The sequence below is a fragment of the Paenibacillus alba genome (assembly GCF_013204855.1).
GTDB classification, from domain to species: Bacteria; Bacillota; Bacilli; order Paenibacillales; family NBRC-103111; genus Paenibacillus_E; species Paenibacillus_E alba.
This window is the reverse complement of sequence record NZ_JABMKZ010000004.1, coordinates 428,537-448,519: the sequence shown is the minus strand read 5'-3', so window position 1 is coordinate 448,519 and position 19,983 is coordinate 428,537. Positions and strand designations below refer to the sequence as shown.

The 19,983-nt window shown below is 44.2% G+C and carries 18 protein-coding genes; 14 read left to right on the top strand and 4 right to left on the bottom strand.

The window, feature by feature from the left end:
• Positions 1–232 (bottom strand): transposase (locus HQN90_RS08925; protein WP_173217416.1); only part of this gene is annotated, 232 nt, incomplete at its 3' end.
• A gap of 254 nt (positions 233–486) precedes the next feature.
• On the opposite strand from HQN90_RS08925, the gene HQN90_RS08920 reads away from it, so the two are divergent.
• The 6 genes from HQN90_RS08920 (at position 487) to HQN90_RS08895 (ending at position 7,503) form a co-directional block, all read left to right on the top strand.
• On the top strand, positions 487–1,281 hold the full coding sequence (locus HQN90_RS08920) for a DeoR/GlpR family DNA-binding transcription regulator (protein ID WP_173217415.1): 795 nt from the start codon (positions 487–489) through the stop codon (positions 1,279–1,281).
• A complete protein-coding gene (gene nagA / locus HQN90_RS08915) occupies positions 1,271–2,422 on the top strand; it encodes an N-acetylglucosamine-6-phosphate deacetylase (protein WP_173217414.1) in 1,152 nt (383 codons plus the stop codon). The genes HQN90_RS08920 and nagA overlap by 11 nt, the downstream gene beginning before the upstream one ends.
• A 94-nt stretch (positions 2,423–2,516) precedes the next feature.
• Positions 2,517–3,377 carry a protein kinase family protein gene (locus HQN90_RS08910; protein ID WP_173217413.1) on the top strand — a complete coding sequence of 287 codons (861 nt, stop codon included), beginning with the start codon at positions 2,517–2,519 and terminating at the stop codon, positions 3,375–3,377.
• A 35-nt stretch (positions 3,378–3,412) separates the two neighbouring features.
• Positions 3,413–4,888 (top strand): amidase family protein, encoded by a 1,476-nt coding sequence (locus HQN90_RS08905; protein ID WP_173217412.1) that lies wholly within the window; start codon positions 3,413–3,415, stop codon positions 4,886–4,888.
• A 90-nt stretch (positions 4,889–4,978) separates the two neighbouring features.
• Positions 4,979–6,076, top strand: coding sequence for a hypothetical protein (locus HQN90_RS08900; RefSeq protein ID WP_173217411.1), 1,098 nt, complete (start codon positions 4,979–4,981; stop codon positions 6,074–6,076).
• Positions 6,073–7,503 carry an MBOAT family O-acyltransferase gene (locus tag HQN90_RS08895; protein WP_173217410.1) on the top strand — a complete coding sequence of 477 codons (1,431 nt, stop codon included), beginning with the start codon at positions 6,073–6,075 and terminating at the stop codon, positions 7,501–7,503. The genes HQN90_RS08900 and HQN90_RS08895 overlap by 4 nt, the downstream gene beginning before the upstream one ends.
• 49 nt (positions 7,504–7,552) lie before the next feature.
• Here HQN90_RS08895 and HQN90_RS08890 read toward each other — a convergent pair whose 3' ends face one another.
• On the bottom strand, positions 7,553–7,771 hold the full coding sequence (locus tag HQN90_RS08890) for a hypothetical protein (RefSeq protein ID WP_173217409.1): 219 nt from the start codon (positions 7,769–7,771) through the stop codon (positions 7,553–7,555).
• A gap of 158 nt (positions 7,772–7,929) precedes the next feature.
• Between HQN90_RS08890 and HQN90_RS08885 the strand changes: the two genes are divergently transcribed.
• The 3 genes from HQN90_RS08885 to HQN90_RS08875 all read left to right on the top strand — a co-directional run bounded on the left by HQN90_RS08885 (position 7,930) and on the right by HQN90_RS08875 (position 12,840).
• Positions 7,930–9,168: an MFS transporter gene (locus HQN90_RS08885; RefSeq protein ID WP_173217408.1), complete on the top strand. Its 1,239-nt coding sequence runs from the start codon at positions 7,930–7,932 to the stop codon at positions 9,166–9,168.
• 241 nt (positions 9,169–9,409) lie between these two features.
• On the top strand, positions 9,410–11,215 hold the full coding sequence (locus HQN90_RS08880; RefSeq protein WP_173217407.1) for a cache domain-containing sensor histidine kinase: 1,806 nt from the start codon (positions 9,410–9,412) through the stop codon (positions 11,213–11,215).
• A complete protein-coding gene (locus HQN90_RS08875) occupies positions 11,212–12,840 on the top strand; it encodes a response regulator (RefSeq protein WP_173217406.1) in 1,629 nt (542 codons plus the stop codon). The genes HQN90_RS08880 and HQN90_RS08875 overlap by 4 nt, the downstream gene beginning before the upstream one ends.
• A 198-nt stretch (positions 12,841–13,038) precedes the next feature.
• On the opposite strand, the gene HQN90_RS08870 is transcribed toward HQN90_RS08875, so the two are convergent.
• On the bottom strand, positions 13,039–13,560 hold the full coding sequence (locus tag HQN90_RS08870; RefSeq protein WP_173217405.1) for a CcdC protein domain-containing protein: 522 nt from the start codon (positions 13,558–13,560) through the stop codon (positions 13,039–13,041).
• Between the two features lie 137 nt (positions 13,561–13,697).
• A complete protein-coding gene (locus tag HQN90_RS08865) occupies positions 13,698–13,907 on the bottom strand; it encodes a hypothetical protein (RefSeq protein WP_173217404.1) in 210 nt (69 codons plus the stop codon).
• A gap of 226 nt (positions 13,908–14,133) precedes the next feature.
• Here HQN90_RS08865 and HQN90_RS08860 point away from each other — a divergent pair, with 226 nt between their 5' ends.
• The 5 genes from HQN90_RS08860 to HQN90_RS08840 all read left to right on the top strand — a co-directional run bounded on the left by HQN90_RS08860 (position 14,134) and on the right by HQN90_RS08840 (position 19,946).
• The gene (locus tag HQN90_RS08860) at positions 14,134–15,489 is read left to right on the top strand and encodes an ABC transporter substrate-binding protein (RefSeq protein WP_173217403.1); all 1,356 of its coding nucleotides are present in this window, start codon (positions 14,134–14,136) and stop codon (positions 15,487–15,489) included.
• A 29-nt stretch (positions 15,490–15,518) separates the two neighbouring features.
• The gene (locus HQN90_RS08855) at positions 15,519–16,409 is read left to right on the top strand and encodes a carbohydrate ABC transporter permease (RefSeq protein WP_173217402.1); all 891 of its coding nucleotides are present in this window, start codon (positions 15,519–15,521) and stop codon (positions 16,407–16,409) included.
• A 16-nt stretch (positions 16,410–16,425) separates the two neighbouring features.
• Entirely contained in the window at positions 16,426–17,307 is an 882-nt protein-coding gene (locus HQN90_RS08850; RefSeq protein ID WP_216855253.1) for a carbohydrate ABC transporter permease, read from the top strand.
• 31 nt (positions 17,308–17,338) lie between these two features.
• Positions 17,339–18,691, top strand: coding sequence for a sulfatase family protein (locus HQN90_RS08845; RefSeq protein WP_173217401.1), 1,353 nt, complete (start codon positions 17,339–17,341; stop codon positions 18,689–18,691).
• Positions 18,692–18,899: 208 nt separating this feature from the next.
• Positions 18,900–19,946: a LacI family DNA-binding transcriptional regulator gene (locus HQN90_RS08840; protein WP_173217400.1), complete on the top strand. Its 1,047-nt coding sequence runs from the start codon at positions 18,900–18,902 to the stop codon at positions 19,944–19,946.
• The last annotated feature ends 37 nt before the right edge of the window (positions 19,947–19,983 follow it).

Sequence of the window (19,983 nt, the reverse complement as noted above, 5' to 3'; positions counted from 1 at the left end):
CTTTGTTGCGTTGCTCCAAGTCTTTCACAATCTGATCATGGCTACGAAGATTCCCACTACCAACAAAGGGCTCATCTGGAAATTGGCGATATTTACTGACCCAACTGCTCAATGTCTTCGCAGGAATGTTCAATTCGCTTGCAATATCCGGAATCGATTTACTATGTTGTTGAATGTACTTAACCGTTTCCTCTTTAAACTTTTGATTGTACCGTTGGCGGAATTCACTCATCTCGGACACCTCGTAATTTGGATAGGTCTATTATCTAATTTCCCAATTCGTTGTGTCCACTGTTAAGTCTAATTGCATAAAGACTCTAATCTCTGGACAAACCCAACTAACCATACGCCAAAGCTGTGAAAACAGAAAATGGAGCTGCTAAGTAGATGTTTCTAAAGATTCAAACAAAATGACTTAAAATCACTTAAATATTTGTTTTAATTACTTAAATATAATGATAAAATTACTTACAAGAGGTGAAAGTGATGTATCAAGAAGAACGATTATTGAAAATACTTAATTACCTAAACGAAAAACATGCAATGAGTGTTATGGAGATCTGCTCACTTCTAGAAGTGTCCAGAGATACGGCTCGAAGAGACATCGTGAAACTCGTACAAGAAGGGATCGTAATTCGAACACATGGAGGTGTAGCATTACCTCAATTACAAAGGGAAATAGCTACCTATCAGGAGCGATTAATTGATGAAACAGACGCCAAAAGACAAATTGGCAAGTTAGCAGCCCGGCTGATTAAGGATCGGGAGACCGTCATTATGGATGTATCAACGACTGTACAGGCGGTAGCTGAACAAATTGCTGCCAAAGCGATTACCGTAATCACGCATTCTCTCGACATTGTAAGCATTCTCTCAGGTAGAGAGGACCTTCAAGTTTATGTGCTGGGCGGCTACTTGCATGCCAAAAATCGCCTGTTTTATGGACCCTCGGTCATTGAGAAGCTAGGAGAATTAAGAGCCGACAAAGCCTTCATCGGGGCAGCAGCCATAAGGAGCGATGGGCTTTACTTCCCATACGAAGATGATGTTTCAGTTAAAAAAGAGATGGCCCGTAGATCCGATCAGGTTATCGTGGTGGCTGATTTTTCAAAATTCCTAAGCAAGTCGGTGTATCGTCTAGACTTCGATTTGGTAGATATTTTAATTACCGATCAAGAGGTGCCTGCCGAAATAAGAGACGTCCTCGATAATAAAAATATAACGATTATTCAATGTGAAGAAAAAGCGAAAAACGAGGAGGAAAACAGACATGAGTCTTAAAATTGTGCACAACGTAAATGTGGTTCAACCAACCGACCACGTTCAGCCGGCCACACTTTGGATTAGAAATGGAGTCATTGAAAAGTTGGAAATCGGTAAAACATCTCTTCCTGAAGGCAATTATGAACGTATAGATGGTCAAGGACACTTATTAATACCTGGCATGATTGATGTGCATATTCACGGTGCTAACGGGTTTGATATGATGGATGGCACGGAAAGGAGCATACAGGAAGTTTCGCGGGCTTGCGCTGCAACAGGCTGCACCTCGTTTCTAGCTACATCGGTCAGCTCTACAATGGAGGATTTACTGGCCATGATTCGCAGTGTGAAACGTGTCATTGGGCATGAAATAGGGGCCAAAATTGCCGGGCTTCATCTGGAGGGCCCCTATCTGAATCCGAAGCGTAAAGGCATGCAAAATGAGCGCTTTTTGCGGCATCCTAATCTAAAAGAAATTGATGATATTTTTCATGAAGCAGAAGGGCTCATTAAAATGGTTACAATCGCTCCCGAGCTGCCTGGCGGCTTGGAGCTCATTTCTTATCTGAAAGATAAGGGTGTCATCATCGCTGTTGCGCATTCTGATGCGACATACGAGGAGGCCAAGCTAGCTTTCAAAGCCGGTGCAAGTCATGTTACACACTGCTTTAATGGCATGAGACCGATTCATCATCGGGATCCCGGACTGGTTGCAGCGGCTTTTGAAGAAGAACATGTGAGCCTCCAAGCGATAGTAGATGGCATTCATCTGCATCCTGCAATCATTCGCTTGATGCATCGCTTGAAAGGGCCGGAGGGGATCGTGCTCATCACGGATGCTTTGCAAGCTATGGGACTTGGTGATGGGAATTATATGTTTGGCGGCCATCATGTGACAGTTGCAGGCGGTATAGCCCGATTGGAGGATGGGACATTAGCCTCCAGTACGGTAACGATGAATGAGGCATTACGTTTAACGATAGAAACTGGAATTCCATTAAAGGATGCTGTTCAGATGGCGTCAACTACGCCTGCAAGAATACTTGATTTAGGAACAAAGGGGAAGATTAGCGCGGGTTGCGATGCGGATCTTGTTTTGTTAGATGAACAATTCCAAGTGCAGTGGACAATGATAAACGGTGAATTGATAAATGATTAAGCAAGAAACTTAGATATAACGAAAGTTTAACTGGCATTGTACAATCCAAGAGACTATATTGGGCATACATGGAAATTTGTCAGGAGGCCTTGCAATGGCACCAAAACCAGACGTGAATGAGATCATCAAATACCTTCGTGAATCAGGGGTCATCGAATCAAATGCCATGGGGATGAAGTCAATGTCGGGTACAACGGATGGACTTGTGTATGCTCTTATGGTCGATAATGAACCCAGTTATGTACTTAAATTGGATACCCCGCAGAATTTAGAGCAGGTCGAGCTGTTGCATCTCACTTATAACGAAAGCACATTATTGCCTAAGTTGCTTTATACGGACCCTAACAAAACCTATATGTTGTATAGGTACATTTATGGTACAACGCATTACAATCGTGGATCGAAAGCAGATTGGCTGACACGTTTAGTCAATGATCTTTTGAATCACTACACCGTTGATCAGGCAACGGAAAAGTGGGGCTTTTGGAAGGAAGAACCTTGTCAGACGTGGTCTGAATTTCTGGATAAGGGCGTAGAATATGCGAGAATGAATGTTGGCAATCTTTTACCTGAAGGGGATTATGATAGAGTCAAATCACTTGTGAGGAAGTCTGAAGGTGTAGCTGAGGAAAGGTATTTATTGCATGGTGATTGTGGTGTGCATAATTTTGTGTTTGATCGGAATTCCTTACAAGCTGTCATTGATCCTTCTCCGATTGTCGGACCTGTTCGGTATGATTACATATATGCCTTCTGCTCTTCTCCGGACGATTTAAACCTAGAAACGTTGTTTCGAAGTTACGCTCAGCTAACTCATAATTCTTTGGATAGGCAAAGACTTATGGAAGATGTGCTTATTCAGCTCTATTGCCGTATCGGGATTTGCTTGAAACATCATCCGCATGATTTATCCGAGTACCTTAAAGCTTGGAACTACTGGAAAGAGCTTGTTTGATAACTATGCATCTGTTAATGAGGGGGCGCTAGTTAATGGAAGATATATTCAATATCCAAAGTCTGAATGTTGAAGAGGCTACGATTATAGACTTGCAACAAGCGATAGAGAAGGGGGAGCTAACCTCAAGAGAGCTTGTTATGTATTACATGTACCGCATAGCGGCTTATGACCAAAGCGGACCTTTGATCAACTCTATAATGGAAATCAATCCAGATGCGATTTATATTGCTGAGGCACTTGATCAAGAGCGGCAGCTAACTGGGGCAAGAAGCATTCTGCATGGCATTCCTGTTGTGTTGAAAGATAATATTGAAACCATGGATAAAATGCGTACGAGTGCGGGAGCGTTGGCTTTGCAAAACCACATAAGTTCAATGGATGCTTTTCTTGTGCAAAAGCTGCGAGAAGCTGGCGCAGTTATTTTGGGGAAATCGAATATGACGGAATGGGCAAATGCGATGTCTTCCTCCATGTGGGCCGGTTATAGTTCAAGAGGAGGACAAACGAAGAATCCATACGGTGATTATTTTACGGGTGGGTCCAGTACGGGGTCAGCTGCTGCTGTAGCGGCAAATTTCACAACTGTTGCGGTGGGGACGGAGACGTCGGCATCTATTTTGAGTCCCTCTATACAGAATGCTATTGTGGGTATTAAGCCAACTGTAGGTTTAATAAGCCGCACAGGGATAATCCCGTTCACTTATTCACAAGACACGGCTGGCCCTATGGCAAGAAATGTGACGGATGCCGCGATTTTGCTAAATGTTCTAACAGGGAAAGATTTAAAAGATCCTTCAACATGGCGAAATGAGGAAGAGGGTGGAGATTATACCGCATTTCTAGATAAAAATGGCTTACAGGGTACGACGATAGGGGTCTTCAGGAACGTGCCAACTGCAAAGTATCGTGACATTGGTGAATATGACGAAAAATTATTTAACGCTGTTGTAGCTACGTTGAAGGATTGTGGTGCAGAAGTTGTTGATGACATCGAAATTCCTTCATTCAATCGAAATTGGGAGTATAACAAAATTAATTTCGAATTCAAGCATGCTGTTGAAAATTATTTACAAAGTCTTCCTGCTCATTTACCTATCCACAGCTTGAAAGAATTGATTGCTTGGAATGAGCAAAATGCCGACAAAGCCTTGAAATACGGACAAGATTGTTTGAAATATAGGATGCACCTAGAGAACCCTTTGCAAAATAAGGATTACATCTTGGAGACCCTTACAGATTTATATTATTCCCAGAATGAGGGGATTGATTTCGCATTACAAAATGATGGATTAGATGCAATCCTCTTTCCCTCCTATGTCGGTGCGGATCTTAGTGCAAGAGCCGGTTATCCTTCAATCGCCGTACCTGCGGGATTTCAGGCCGATGGCAGGGCATTTGGCATTACTTTCGCTGGAACAGCGTTTAGTGAAGCGATGCTTATCCGAATTGCTTTTGCCTTTGAACAAGCAACACATCATAGGAGAATGCCTCAGCTGCATAAATCGTAAAATAGGCGGATGCACGGAACGATTGGTCTGAATTGAGGTTCCTCCGAAACTTTTAAATCCATTCCGCGTCTAATATCTGGGTGATTATGGATGAAGAACAAAACGGTTCCTTATTTGGTTGTTTATTTGTTGTTAATAAATTTCTTGCTGCCTTACACCATCTCAGCAGATGCTTTTTACCACAAGCGGCTTTCGTATCCAATCATCATCAACAATTCTAGAAATATTGATCCTGTCATCAAATATATGAAGCAAAAGGTAGACCGTGAAAAAGCGAAAAATTATTTCATCCTGTTAGGCGATTCTGTCTTTTATGGAAGTCCAGGCAATTCGGATCAAAGTATAAGTGCATATTTGGAGCAGATGCCGGAACATCCCTTGGTATTTAATTTATCATTCCCAGGTTCACAGCTAGGTGATCTATACACCCTACTGCTTATGCTGGATAAGAACGGAATATCAACGGATCATGTAATCCTGAATGTACGTTATGCCAGCTTTGTTCCCCGCGTCCCGTATCAACCGATTATGTCCTGGTGGGCTGACCGTTTGCGCAAGGAAGATCCTGAGGCGTACTTGATAGTTAAAGCACAAGAGGAAGAGAGAGCCGCGTACTCGAAGTATGAAAAGCCCTATGATTGGCTGCAGGGTACGCTCAAAAAGTACGTTTATCCGTATATCACGTTAATGGCCTATCTAGATTATTATCAAAAGTATGTGGATTTGCAATGGGATAAGTGGCGCAACCGGGCGATGCCCGACGACTCGTTAGCCCAGCCGGAGCCGTGGTACACCAAGGATTCAGAAGCTTTGAGCGACATGCTTCAGCAGACGCAGCTTAAAGCTGCTTTTACGAATCTGCCATTGAATCTAACCGATTCAAATCCTGATATCTATTTCACGAAGCAAATTATTGAGCATCAAAAAGGAAAAGAAACGTGGGTCGTATTGGCCGGAACGAATCATACCTACATGAAGGAATTTGTGAACCAACCGGGATATGTAGAAAACATGAAGAGGCTGGATGATTTTCTATCCCAGCAGCCCATTCATTACTTGAATTTAGAAGGACAAATTTCGGATCAATTGTTTACAGATTTCACTCATCTCATGCCGGAGGGTTACAGGCTGATGGCCCAATTGATATGGGACGCTTACGGACAGAGAGGGGCAGCCAAGCCGTTATGATGTTCAATACGCCGGAATTTGCTTTGTTATTAGTCATTACTATGTGTATGTATTACTTGATTCCAAGACATCGCCTTTGGCTGCTGACAGCGGCTAATCTTATATTTTACGGCGTAGTGGGGCCTGGTTATTTACTCTTATTCGGCGTTATTTCGTTAGCTGTCTACCTATGTGGTCTAGGTATCGAATACACAAGCAGGTGGCGGCGAATCCTCTTGACTTTAGGTATTTTGCTGACGTCAAGTAACCTCATATTTTTCAAATATACGGATTTCGCTCTGAGAAGCATAGAGAAGGTACTTTCTATTCATCTTGTCGCCCATCAGTCGGAATGGCTGCATTACGCGCTGCCTCTGGGCATATCGTTTTATACGTTTGAATTGATTTCATATCTGGTCGATGTGTACAAAGGCCGAATTCCAGCCGAACGATCCTTGCTGCGATTTTGGATGTTCATCATGTTCTTTGCTCATATGATTGCCGGACCGATCATGAGAGGCAAGGAATTTCTGCCACAGATTCGGCAGTTGGATACGATTCGGTTTAACCCTGCCCAGCTTCGGTTGGGTGCTTTCTTCATTGTGCTGGGTTTAGCCAAGAAAATGGGAATAGCGGATCAGCTAGCACCCTATTGTGATAGCTTCTTCTCACAAGCAAGTACTCTGAGCGGGGCTGAAGGCTGGACGGCATCTGTGCTCTATGCGTTCCAGATTTACTGTGATTTCTCCGGTTACAGCGATATGGCTGTCGGTATCGGTTACCTCTTCGGATTGGAACTGGCCCGAAATTTCAACACACCGTATTTAAGTACGAATGCTACGGAGTTTTGGCGGCGGTGGCATATCACGCTGTCATCATGGATTCGAGACTATATCTACATCTCATTAGGGGGATCGCGTCGCGGTGAAGTACGACAATATGCCAACCTTTTTGCTGCAATGACCATTTCGGGCTTCTGGCATGGCAGTCAATGGACTTTCATCGCTTGGGGAATGTATCAAGGGGGATTGCTAATTGGCCATAAGCTGTATGTGAACCTGCTTCAGAAGCTGCGGATTATTCAAATTCAAACGTATATCTGGTATCGAATGTTATCGCTTTTCGTTTTCTTTCTGCTAACTTGCCTAGGCTGGGTCATCTTCCGCACGGAGGGGATCCATGTCGCAGCGGGACTGATTATCCGTATGCTCAATCCAAAAGCTCTTATCATGCCCCAATGGGTATGGCATTTCTGGTGGATTGCGGGGGGACTTTATGCTCTGCATGTGCTGGAGTGGTACTTGCTGAATCGACTTGATCGAGTCTCCTCCTTGTGGCACAGCTGGATTCCATCGCCGATAAGGGCGGCCGTATATAGTTTCCTTGTGTTAGTATTCTTATATATGCTAAAGCAAGGGCAGAGTTCTTTTATTTATTTTCAATTCTAACCTATCGCCTCATGAATTAGGCGGTAGGTTTTTTCTTTCGTCTTTGACTTCAGGTCTCAGCGCGGAAAAGGGTCCCATCGTCTCGGAAATAATACGCAATTTCATCCGTTTTTGTGTTCAGTCGCACTGATTTTTCGGTGAATTTATCGATGATGCCTCGATCTACTTCGCAATAGACACCATTAGCATCTGGCTGCCAGACGGAAACCGGGGTTTGTGAGAGCGCCGCGATAAATAGATCAGCGTCAGATTCCAATGACTTAGTCATTTGTGGCAATCTCCTTTGGTTAGCTTAATTGCGATTTATCTATTACACTTAATAAAAAGTATATGTTATCGTTTATCGTCCAACGACTTTTTTATCTGCTTGCCATTTGGACTCTAAACGGGTGATATGTGTTAAATCAAATTAGGAGATTGCTTACGATGATTAAGAGCTTAAACAAAACGAATAAAGTTTATATGCTGCAATTGGCAACCATTTTTATCGGATTTATTATTTTTGGGATATCGGAGAATATCAAGGGTCCTGCCATACCCCTCATTCAGCATGATTTTAACTTGGATGAGAAACAGCTTGGTTCGCTATTATCACTTAATGCTTTGGGGTATTTAATTGCCTGCTCGTTTACGGCTTATTTGACCCGAAGATGGGGTATTAAAGCGGTTAGTTTACTTGCCTTCGGTTCCATGCTGGTTTCTGGGATTCTCATCTTTTTTTCGAAAAGTTATCCCCTGTTTTCATCCTCTTATTTTATTATGTACATTGGTAACGGGATGCTTGAGATTGCGCTTGCCATTCTCGGAGCTCGAATTTTCGTCAAAAATACGGGTACAATGATGAATCTCTCGCATTTCTTCTACGGGCTAAGCTCAATTGTTGCCCCTTTAATCGCAACGGGAATTATGTCTGTAAGCCTATTCGGACATCCGATACAATGGCGCGGGATGTATATCATTATGCTCTCCTTGTCTATTTTGCCGATGATTCCGGCTTATTTGGGCACTTTTCCAGGAGACGAAGCTCAACATAATGATCAAACCTCTGTGAAGGCGCTCATTCGTGATCCTGCTTTATGGCTCATTGTGCTTATGCTTACTTTTGGCGTCGTCTCGGAAATGGCAGTTGGAGGGTGGTTAATCAATTTCTTGGAGAAATCGTATAGGTGGGATACAGCTTCTGCATCAAGGATGCTAGCTGCGTTTTTCTTATGCTTTTCACTCGGAAGGCTTGTCTTGGGGCCTATTACAGATAAAATTGGATTTAATGTATCTATCGTTATTTTTTCCGGATTTGCCTGTGTATGCACGTTCGCTGCTATCGGGGGAGGAGAGTCTGTGGCTTGGCTGTTTGCTGTCGCAGGCTTGGGAATTGCCGTCATTTATCCAACGGTGATGGCTTTAATTGCCAGAAGATATCCGCAAGGCAGTGATACGGTTATTACCTTTACTGTGACACTCATGGGGATAGGCAGCGTAATCGGAAACTATATCATTGGGGCTGTAACGAACGGTGTGAAAATGTACTATGGAGGCGAAACGGAGCTTGCCTTGATTAGAGGACTCCAAGCAGGCTATGGCTTTATTGGCTTATGTGCTGGCCTGTCTGCCGTCTCAGGCTGTGTTTTGTATATTTATTTGAAAAGCCGCAAAGAGCTGTTGTAAGAATTCGCAGGATATGAATAAATGACCAATTTATCCGAACATAAGACCAAAATGACATCTTTGAAGCGTTTACTATAGGGAAGAGGACAATGATTGAGAATGAATAAGCCTGAAGTGCCTGCCAAATTGCAGGCTCTTCTGCTTTTCCAAAGATACGCTGCAAAACTGCATATTGCCAGTGACAGTTCCAGAGGAAGGTTATGTATTATTTTGCTATAATAAGTTAAGAATCGGAGGGGAAATGATGTTTAACTGGATGATTATCAAGAGAAGCAGTGTTCAGCACAAAATGTTAATCTCTTTCCTTGCTTTAGTTGTTCTGCCTCTGGGTGTATTCAGCTATTTCTCGTTAACCATCACAAGAAATACGATTGAAGAACAAGCAGGAGCAGCCAAGCTGAAATCTCTTGGGCTTATCTCCCAGAAGTTAGGAATCATGGCATCCGATTTGAATGCGATTTCAAATATTTATTTCTCGAACGAGGAATTAAGATCTCTACTGAAAAGTCCTTCTGGCAATCAAGCCTATCAAGAACGGCTGCAGCAGCAATTTTTGACCAAATTAATTGTCACTTATCGGTACGCATATACCTGGCTTGAATACTATACTTCAATTTTTGGATTCAATGGTGTTGAGCTGCACACATTTTATAATGGACCTAAGTTTGGCATTGGGGCACTCCGAAACTATCCGTGGTTTCAAGAAGTGGAGAAGCAAAACGGCGGTATCGTGTGGGAGTCCAACCCTTCAACTTACCTTACGCCTACTTTGAATGAGGAACATTATGTCTCTGCGATTCGGCTGCTGAAGGATTTTGAAAATAATTCGACCTTAGGTCTATTGATGATAAATGTAGGTGAAAGCTTCTTGTACAAGCAGTATGCGGCTGCTGCCACAGCGGATGAGCAGATGCTGATTTTTGACAATAATGGCATCGTTATATCGGCTGCTGATAAGAAACGGCTTGGAGATTCGATTCGAAGCACCTCTTATTTTGCTCAATTTGCAGGAGCCGAAGGGCATTTTAACGTTAAAATCGACGGGAAGCCGATATTAGTGACTTACCACAAAGTGGAGAGCACGGATTGGACCATTGTTTCTTACACACCGCTTGATACACTGCTCCAAAATCTCAATAAATCCAAATGGCTTACACTTATTGTTCTGGCTGCTCTGTTAGTCCTTTCCGTTCTGGTTTCGTATGTCATCGCCAGCCGCTTGTCCGTACCGATTCGAAGATTATACACCAGCATGAAGCGGGTAGAGATGGGAGACCTGAGCGAACGATCTGATATTCAGAATAAGGACGAAATCGGTGAGCTTGCGTTTAAGTTTAACCGGATGGTTGGACGTATAGAGGAGCTGAGAGATAGAGTTATTGTGGAACAGGATTTAAAAAGGAAAATGGAATTGCAAAACTTACAATCCCAGATAAATACGCACTTTTTATACAATACATTGGCTTCGATTCGCTCGATGCTTATTACCGATTCTGTGGATAAAGTTGATCATGTCATCGTTTCCTTGGTTAAGCTGCTGCGAAAAACGCTTTCAGATGAAAGTGAATACATCACGATTGCCGAAGAATTAGACAACTTGCACAACTATGTCAACATTCAGTTAGCACGTCAGTACGACAAGCTGCAAGTACATTTCAAAGTCGACGAGCAGATCGGCTCTTACAGGACGCTTAAGCTGTTGTTGCAGCCAATTGTAGAAAATGCCATTTTCCATGGCATTGAACCGATGACAGGGTCAGGAGAAATACGTATTGCAGGTTGGCTTGAGAACGATGAGATCCTGCTGCGCATTTCTGATAATGGCGTAGGCATTGCGGAGCTGGAGGACGATAAGGATGGAGACTCCTTCACGGAGAATATGCTAGCTTCTGCAAGCGGGATGGGACTGCGAAACGTTCAGAGCCGATTGAAGACCCATTTCGGAGAGCGCTTCGGATTGGAAGTTGAGTATTCCAATGAGCAAGGAACGAGCATTTTATTAAGATGGCCTGTTTTCATTCGAGTGGAGGAGCTGAAGCAGCATTGAAAATTATCATCGTCGACGACGAAGCCCAAATCCGCCGCTGGTTTGAGATTCTCGTACAAAAGACAGGTTTGCCCGTCGACCTCATCGCCTCGTGCAGTAACGGAAGAGACGCATTAGAGATATGCAGGACGGAGGAAGTGGATATCGTGATTACGGATATCAAGATGCCAGTCATGGATGGCATTTCCTTTATTCGTCAACTGAAAGAGGAGCGTCCGTCGATTAAGTGCCTGATTTTAAGCTCCTATAGTGAATTTCACTATGCCACAGAAGCGATTAAAGCAGGGGCAAGTGATTATATGCTGAAGGCAGAAATCACAGTCGAGGGAATCACCAATGCTTTGAAGAAGGCGGAATTAGAAATAGAGCGAGAGCTAACGCGTGACCGCGAAGTATACAATTTGAAAAACACGATTCATGTCAACCAATATGCGCTGCGTTCTTTCTATTTTGGAGAGCTGCTGCGAGGTAAAAGCACGTCTACGCAAGATTTTGAAGAGAAGATGGTTACACTGCGCATTCCACTACATAGCAAACATCTTATGGTCATGGCGATACGAAGCGACGAGCAAGCTATTGCCAAAGAACAAGCAAAGATTCGTGATCCTGATCTGTTGGATTCGGCTGTTATTAATATTATTGACGAGACGCTGCTTAATGAAGCTAACAGCGGCTGCTGTTTTGTTTTCGAGAAAGATTATTATGTAGCTATCTTTAATTGCGGGCAAAGGGGAGAAAAGTCGCTTAGGGAAATAACGCTCCAATATGCTCATCGCATAGCTAGTTATTTACAGGATCATTTACACTTATCAGTTTCGATTGGCATCAGTCTACCTTCCCTGGAGGTTGCCTCCTTAGGCCAGCAGCTTGAAGAGGCGAGTGGCGTGTTGAACCATAAACGGTTCTATGGAAGAAAAAGCATCTCATGGTATTCGGATGAATCCAATGCCAATGAGATTGGCGTTCATGCCAGACGGCAGAACTATTTAGAGATGTTATCGCTTCAACTGGATCGCAATCAGTTCGATTCCTACCTTCACTTGCTGGGTCAAGTCTTGGAGGAAGTGGGTATACAGATGCTTTGGTCAGAAAAAGAAGTGAGAGCTTTTGGCATGGAAGCCGGATTTCTGCTGCAACGAACGCTGCGACGCCTAAAAACGTCTGTGGGAGCCGTTAACTATTCTTGGGAAGCCGAGACGCCCCATATAGAAATTGCTGATTTACCCACTTTCGAACACGTCAAACAATGGCTGCTGTCGCGGGCATCGAATGATTTGGAGGCAGCGGAATCACTGCTTCACCCCTATAGCGAGACGATCCGCAAAGTATGCGAATATGTGAGGACGCATTATGCCGAAGGCGTTTCTTTGCAGCAGGCTGCGGATTATGTCCACTTGAATCGCAACTATCTCAGTGAGTTGTTCAAGAAAGAGACTGGCAAAAGTTATAATGATTATTTGACAGTAGTCCGTATTAATAAGGTGAAAGAGCTCATTCTCGAAGGGGAAACGCAAATCGGACTGCTCTCTGAGACCGTGGGATATCCCGATGGAAGCTATTTATCCAAGGTGTTTAAGAAAGTAACAGGGATGACGCCATTAGAGTTTAAAAGAAAGAAAATGTAGCGTTTAACATCCTTCTTTGTTAGGGCGTGTCTGAAAACTAATAACTAATGCTCGCTGCTACTGGGAAAATGGAGTAGATGTGAAGAAAACCCGCGTTAAGCGCGGGCTTTTGCTTTGCAACTATAGTGATGGTGATATAGAGTACACAGATACATACATGGTGCCGGAACTAACTGATACACTAACGGATTTCATTCCTCAGCTTAACACGCGCTGATCCTGGAGCTCCGCTCCGATTTTTACTCGCTTTACTTTAACAACTACACCGCCGATTCGAACCACTACCATGGCTATAGCCATCAGGACGAATGCCGGTGCAATTAAATTCAGGTCAAAATGATGCTCAACCGAATAGAGATAAGCCTTCTCCAGATGATGTGTTACCCATTCGACCAGTAAAATACGCAGAATGAAAACAATTGCCATTACGGCAACGCTAGCAATACCGGTTGTTACATACGTTTTACCTTTGTCATCACGTTCGACTCTGGCGAGGCCAATCAGCACGGCGCCGATCAGAGCGCCGAACAGAGTAGATGCTGCAAGAAGCCAGCCATTGTTGCCGCCGGTCGGCACATCCTTCAGGTAAGTGGCGCCGAAGTATCCGAGGATGCCGACAGGAATTAGAAGACGAAAGCCGTTAAACGATTTGCGTCCGAAAGTGCTGAGTACGATTACTGCAAAAGTGGCGATGATGGAAATCCAGATACTAGTTGTCATTTATTAAGTTCCTCCTTGGTTGTTGTTTCGTTTTGGGTTGTCTTCATCTTACCGGACTTAAGGAGGCACCGCGTCCATCGGTGGATGGATTCTGCTGTCCGCGCGAATCAATCTGCAGGTGGATAGACGAGTGAATACTACGGCGTGGATTTTGGTATTTCGTCCACCACGGGAAAGCCCGATTTCTTGGTGGGTTTCGGCGTTTTCAGCCCCTTTTCAGCCCCTGCTGCGTGCTGATGCGCTTTACAGGAAGTGCTGTCTAGAGAGACATCCTGCAAGTCCGCATCACTAGACAAGGACTCAAATATCTTTTCAAAAAAATCTGCTTTGCTCTGGCGTCTTAGCATAATTTCACAATCTCCTTATGATTCATTCCTGTAAAATTATGCTGCGTTTCGCTTATGAAGCAATATCTAGTTTTCAGACCCGCCCTAGTGAAAGAAGGATTTTTCCTTGCGAAGAAAAGACCAAAGGTGCCGAAAATAAGAACAAAAATCCGCAAGCACATTTTATATAATTAAGTCATCGGCCAGCTAGTAGCCGTATTAACTACACAAAGGGCGGGGAATCACTATGAAAGCATGGAGTAAAATGGCAATGGGTGCTGCAGCGATAAGCGTACTGACGGCATTGACAGCTTGCGGATCGAATTCAGAATCTGCCCCATCGGGCGGCACCAGTTCCACTGAACCCAAGAGTACAACCAACGGAACAAAAAATGCGCAGCCGGTGGAAATTTCATTCGCTAACTGGATTTCCGTAGAGGATGGCACCAAAGAAGCGTACAACCAAATGATAGCTGAGTTCGAGAAGAGCCACCCGAATATTAAAGTGAAGTCCATTGGGATTCCATTCGCTCAGTTCAAGGACCAAGTATTGGTAAGCTCAGCTGGTGGAAATCCACCTGATGTATCTATGTCCAATCAAAACTTCACGCCGGCCTTTGTTGGGGCCAAAGTGGCTGCTTCTGCCCAAGATGTGCTTGGTGCAGATATGGTTAATGATATTGTGGATGGAAGTAAAGCAGGGGTGACTTTCAACGGAAAAGTGATGGCCATGCCATGGGCACCGCATCCAAGCGCTCTTTTTTGGAACAAAACCTTGTTTAAGAAAGCGGGCTTAGATCCTGAGAAACCGCCCACTACGTGGGATGAGATGATCCAATATGCGAAGAAAATAGCGGCACTTGGGAAAGATGAGAAAGGAAATCCGATTTATGGGATTGGCGAAACGGGAGCATCTGATTCCTATACGGGGAATATGCTGCTGAGAATCAGTTACTCTTATGGCGGGAAATTCGTAGATGATCAAGGCAATATCGTATATGACCAAGGCACAGCTTTGAAGGATTCGCTGACCTATATGAAGGATTTGATTAATAACAAGGTATCTCCGAAAGGAGCTGCGATGGCAGAGCTTCGCCCGATGTTCGCAACTGGAGCGCTGGGCATGATCGTTGATGGCGATTTCGGCCGTACGAACTTCCGCAACATGAGCGGGAAGGGAGCCGAATTTGATAAGGAATGGGGCGTAACCACGGTACCAGTCGGCAAAACATCCCGCAGTGAAACCTTCTTCACAGAGCATCAGCTCATTGTTTCAGCTGAAGGCAAGCATAAAGGAGAGGCTGCAGAGCTCGTGAAGTATCTCGTTTCCAAAGAAGCGATGAGCATCTACCACAAGCTGAATGGCGTAATGTCCTCGCGCAAATCAATCGCTGCTCTGCCTGAAATGAACGAGGATAACTATTCCAAAGTGTTTAATGAACAGATGAAGACGGCTTCCCCGGTCCCGGCTACGAATCCGAAGTTCGATAATGCGATGAAAAGCTCCACGGATATGATCGTCATTGTCACAGAAGGCGGCAAAAGCCCTGATGAGGCGATATCAACCGTCATACCGAAAATCAAAGAATTGTATAAGAAATAGAAACGAACAATTCGGATGGGGTGGAGACATTGAACATCAGGCTAACCCGCCAACATAAAAACTTCGTGTTCGCAGCCATTTTGCTTTTGCCTTCTATTATCCTTCTGGCTCTGACCATTATCAGTCCGCTAATTAAATCCGTCTTCATGAGCTTTACGGACTATTCGCTGTTATCATCAGAACAGAATTGGAACAATCTGGCCAATTATAGTGAACTCTTGCAATCCTCAGAATTTTATCATTCTTTGCAAATAACCTTGGTTTACGTATTCATAACTGTTCTTATCGATTTACTTCTTGGCATGGGCCTTGCGCTCGTACTGAATCGGGATATCCGCTTCCGGGCTTTCTTTCGAAGCATTATTATGATTCCTTGGGCGATTCCGACCATCGTAACGGCTCTCATCTTTCTATGGATTTACCAGACGGATTATGGGGTACTCAATTATTCCTTGCTGCATCTGGGAGTGATCGACGATAATGTCAATTGGCTTCAAAGCACGCGCTTTGCCCTTCCGTCAATTATCGTTGTCGCTATTTTCCGGCAAACACCGCTTGTGGCGGTCATGTTCCTTGCCGGCCTGCAAGGAATTCCAGGTAGCTTGTATGAAGCAGCTCGGATGGATGGTGCCAGCGGCTGGAAGCTGTTTACGCAGATAACGCTGCCTATGCTGAAGCCAGTCATCAGCAGCGTTACCTTGATTATGATTGTCAATAATTTCCAAATGTTTACATTGTTCTTTTCACTTACGAATGGCGGACCGGCCGGTAGTACGACTTCACTTGCCATCCTCACCTATGTAACAGCATTCTCCAGATACGAAATGGGAAAAGCATCGGCAATCGGTGTCATTTGGCTTGTGCTGTTGTTCGTCTTTTCCATGATTTTCACCCGCATCATGAATCGGGACGACAGATAGCTGGGAGGGATTTAACTTGCGTACAGCCAAAGCAATGCCACTGATGAATATGACGAAAACAACCAGCCAGCAACCTCGCAGACGAGAAGGATGGAGCTACGTTTTTCTGGGAATCATACTTCTCTTTCTCTTATTTCCGGTTTATTGGATCCTCGTAACCTCTTTGCATACGAATAGTGATTTATTAAAGCTTCCGCCAAAATGGTTCCCTGTTCATGTAACATTTTCCAGCTATATCGAAATTTTGCATTCATCCGTCTTTTTAACCTTTTACGAAAATACGATATTAGTCGCAGTTGGAGCTACAATTCTATGTATTTTTGTCTCTATCTTCGCCGGTTATGCGCTTTCGCGGTTTAAGTTTAGAGGGAGCAATGTATTAACACTGTTATTCCTGTCAGCTCAAATGTTCCCGACGGTAACCTTAGTCATCGGTCTTTATTCGCAATATCAAGCTTTGCATCTGTTAAATACTTTGTATGTCTTAATTTTAGCCTCGACCTCTACATCCTTGCCTTTTAGTATCATGCTGATGCGCACATTTTTCAACGGAATTTCCAAGGATTTGGAAGAGGCTGCCGAAATAGACGGGGCTTCCAGATTCAAAACGTTATTCACCATCATTGTTCCGTTATCAAAGCCTGGCATTATGGCGATTGCCATTTATACGTTTCTGATTGCCTGGGATGACTTTCTGTTCGGCTTAACATTAGTTAGTGATATTGGCAAAAGAACGCTTAGTCCTGGCTTGTCGCTCACATTCCTAGGGGAATATTCGGCTAACTGGTCAGGAGCTACGGCGGCAGCGGCAGCGGCAACCATTCCTTTGCTTATTGCCTTTATGTTCCTTCAGCGGTACATGGTAGAGGGGTTAACAGCAGGGGGAGTCAAGGAATAATCGATAGGAGAGAAACGAGGAGGGAAGCTATATGACGCAACAGCAGCGTCCGAATGTTATTGTTTTTTTCACTGATCAGCAGCGCTGGGATACGTCGGGTTTACATGGCAATCCGCTTGGATTAATGCCGAATTTTGATCGGATGGCTCTGCAAGGCGCTCATCTTACGCAATCTTTTACGTGCCAACCGGTCTGTGGTCCCGCAAGGTCATGCCTGCAGACAGGCAAATATGCCACGACTACAGGCTGCTTCGTCAACGGTATTCCCTTGCCGGAAGGTACGCAAACATTAGCAGATTATTTCAATAAGGCTGGGTATCATACGGGTTACATTGGTAAATGGCATTTGGCCAGCGAAGAACCGGTACCCGTAGAGAAGCGTGGCGGCTATCAAGAGTGGCTGGCGGCAGACGTTCTTGAGTTTAGCTCGGATTCGTACAATACAGTCCTATATGACAATGACAATAAGTCTGTCAAGCTGCCTGGCTACCGAGTGGATGCCATGACGGATGCCGCTATCCGATACATAGATCGTCATCAGGAAGACCCCTTTTTCTTATTTGTCTCTTTCCTAGAGCCTCATCATCAGAATCATCGGGATGACTATCCCGCACCGGATGGATATCGCGAAAGATATACGGGGGCATGGATTCCGCCTGATCTGGCTGCTTTGGGAGGATCGACGTATCAGCATATTGCCGGATATTATGGGATGGTCAAGAAGCTCGACGAGGCTTTGGGGCGCATGCTTGATGCCTTAAAGTCGCTTCAATTGGATGAGAATACCATTGTACTTTTCACTTCCGATCACGGCTGCCATTTCAAAACGCGAAATGACGAATACAAACGTTCCGGGCATGATGCGTCCATCCGAGTACCTACGGCTATAACAGGTCCGGGCTTTTTCGGTGGACGTCAAATTCGCGAATTGGTTAGCTTAATTGACTTGCCTCCTACTTTGTTAGATGCTGCTGGTCTTCCAGTGCCGGAAGATATGCAGGGGCGTTCCATCCTTCAGTTGGTTCGTGGGGCAGATGAGGAATGGCCTGAGGAAGTGTTCGTACAAATTAGTGAAACGCAAGTTGGACGCGTAGTGAGGACCACGAGGTGGAAATATGGCGTAACAGCGCCAATGCAAGATGGTTTTAAAGATTCGGGGTCCAATCATTATGTGGAATCGTATTTATATGATTTGCAGTCTGATCCTTATGAACTGACCAACTTAATTGGATTAGAATCTCATCGCACAGTTGCCGATGTTATGAAAGCGAGATTGTTAACCCGCATGCACCAAGCCGGGGAACATACGCAGCCAACGATTGAGGACGCGCCCGTCATCATGGCTGGACAACGACGGGTGAGTCAAGATGAAATCAGGCGTTGAAGTTCAGTTTTACAAGTAAATGGAAATGACAGCTATCCGCCCAAAGACTAGAAGAGGCAACGCGATCTTCTGGTTTTTGGCTTTTGTTAATATTTTATTGACATAAAGTAAAGGGATGGAATAATATCTAAGTAAGCGCTTTTAATTTTAGGATAACGTTTGGGCAATAGCGTGGAAAACTTGTCAAAGCAAAAAGGAGCTGTGTGAATTGCCTACTCTCAAAGATATTGCAGAATTAGTTGGCGTTTCAATTTCTACAGCCTCTCGTGTGGTACGAAACGATACCAGTAGGCATATTAACCCAGAAACCAAAGCCAAAGTATGGGAAGCTGTTCGACAGCTGGATTACACACCGAACGAGTCGGCACGCCATTTAGTGAATAAACAGAAGGCGCAAAGAAAGCCAACCAAACAAATTGGCTGCATTATACAAACAGCTCGCTTGAATGACGATCATCCTTATTATTCGCCAATCATTACTTCTTTTACGAAAAAGATATTGGAATCCGGTTATTCCCTAGCCTTCATGCATACATCAGATGAGCTTGCCGACGATGCCTTGCTGCATCGCTGCATTCATGAAATACAAGTAGACGGTGTTATTCTCGTGGGCGAAGTGGGACCAGCCATTGTAGAATACCTGCAAAAAGCAGAAGAGTTGGCGCTAATTGGCATCTGTACGAATGGCACAGAAATTACAATGGTTGATTATGATCGCATTCATGCTGCCAAATCAGCTGTAGACCACCTTATTGCTCAAGGACATCAATCCATTGGCTTTGTTGGAGGACCTGGACACACCGGAGAATTAGGCAGCGAAGAGAGATTTCAAGGCTTTAAATTCGCTATGTATGATGCGGGAATTCCCTTGAACAAAGATTGGATCATTGATACACGCTGGGAAATCGACCGCAGTTATGAACGCGTAATGGAGCAGCTGAAACGGACAGACATAGAACGTCCAACGGCTATATTCTCGGCAAGCGATCAATTGGCAATACCGGCCATGCGTGCAATTATAGAGAGCAATTTGAGTATTCCTGAGGATGTAGCTTTTATTTCTATGGATAACATTGATTTCGCTCAGTACACGACACCGCCGCTTTCATCGGTGCATGTACCCAAAGTAGAGATTGGCATGACAGCCGCTGCGACACTCTTGGATATGTTGAAAGGTGAACAACCACAACTGTCTAAAGTGCTGCTTCCACATAAATTAATTGTCAGACAATCGTCTACATACCAAAGAAATTAAATTTTTTTAGGATGTAGGATAACGTTCTCCAGAATTT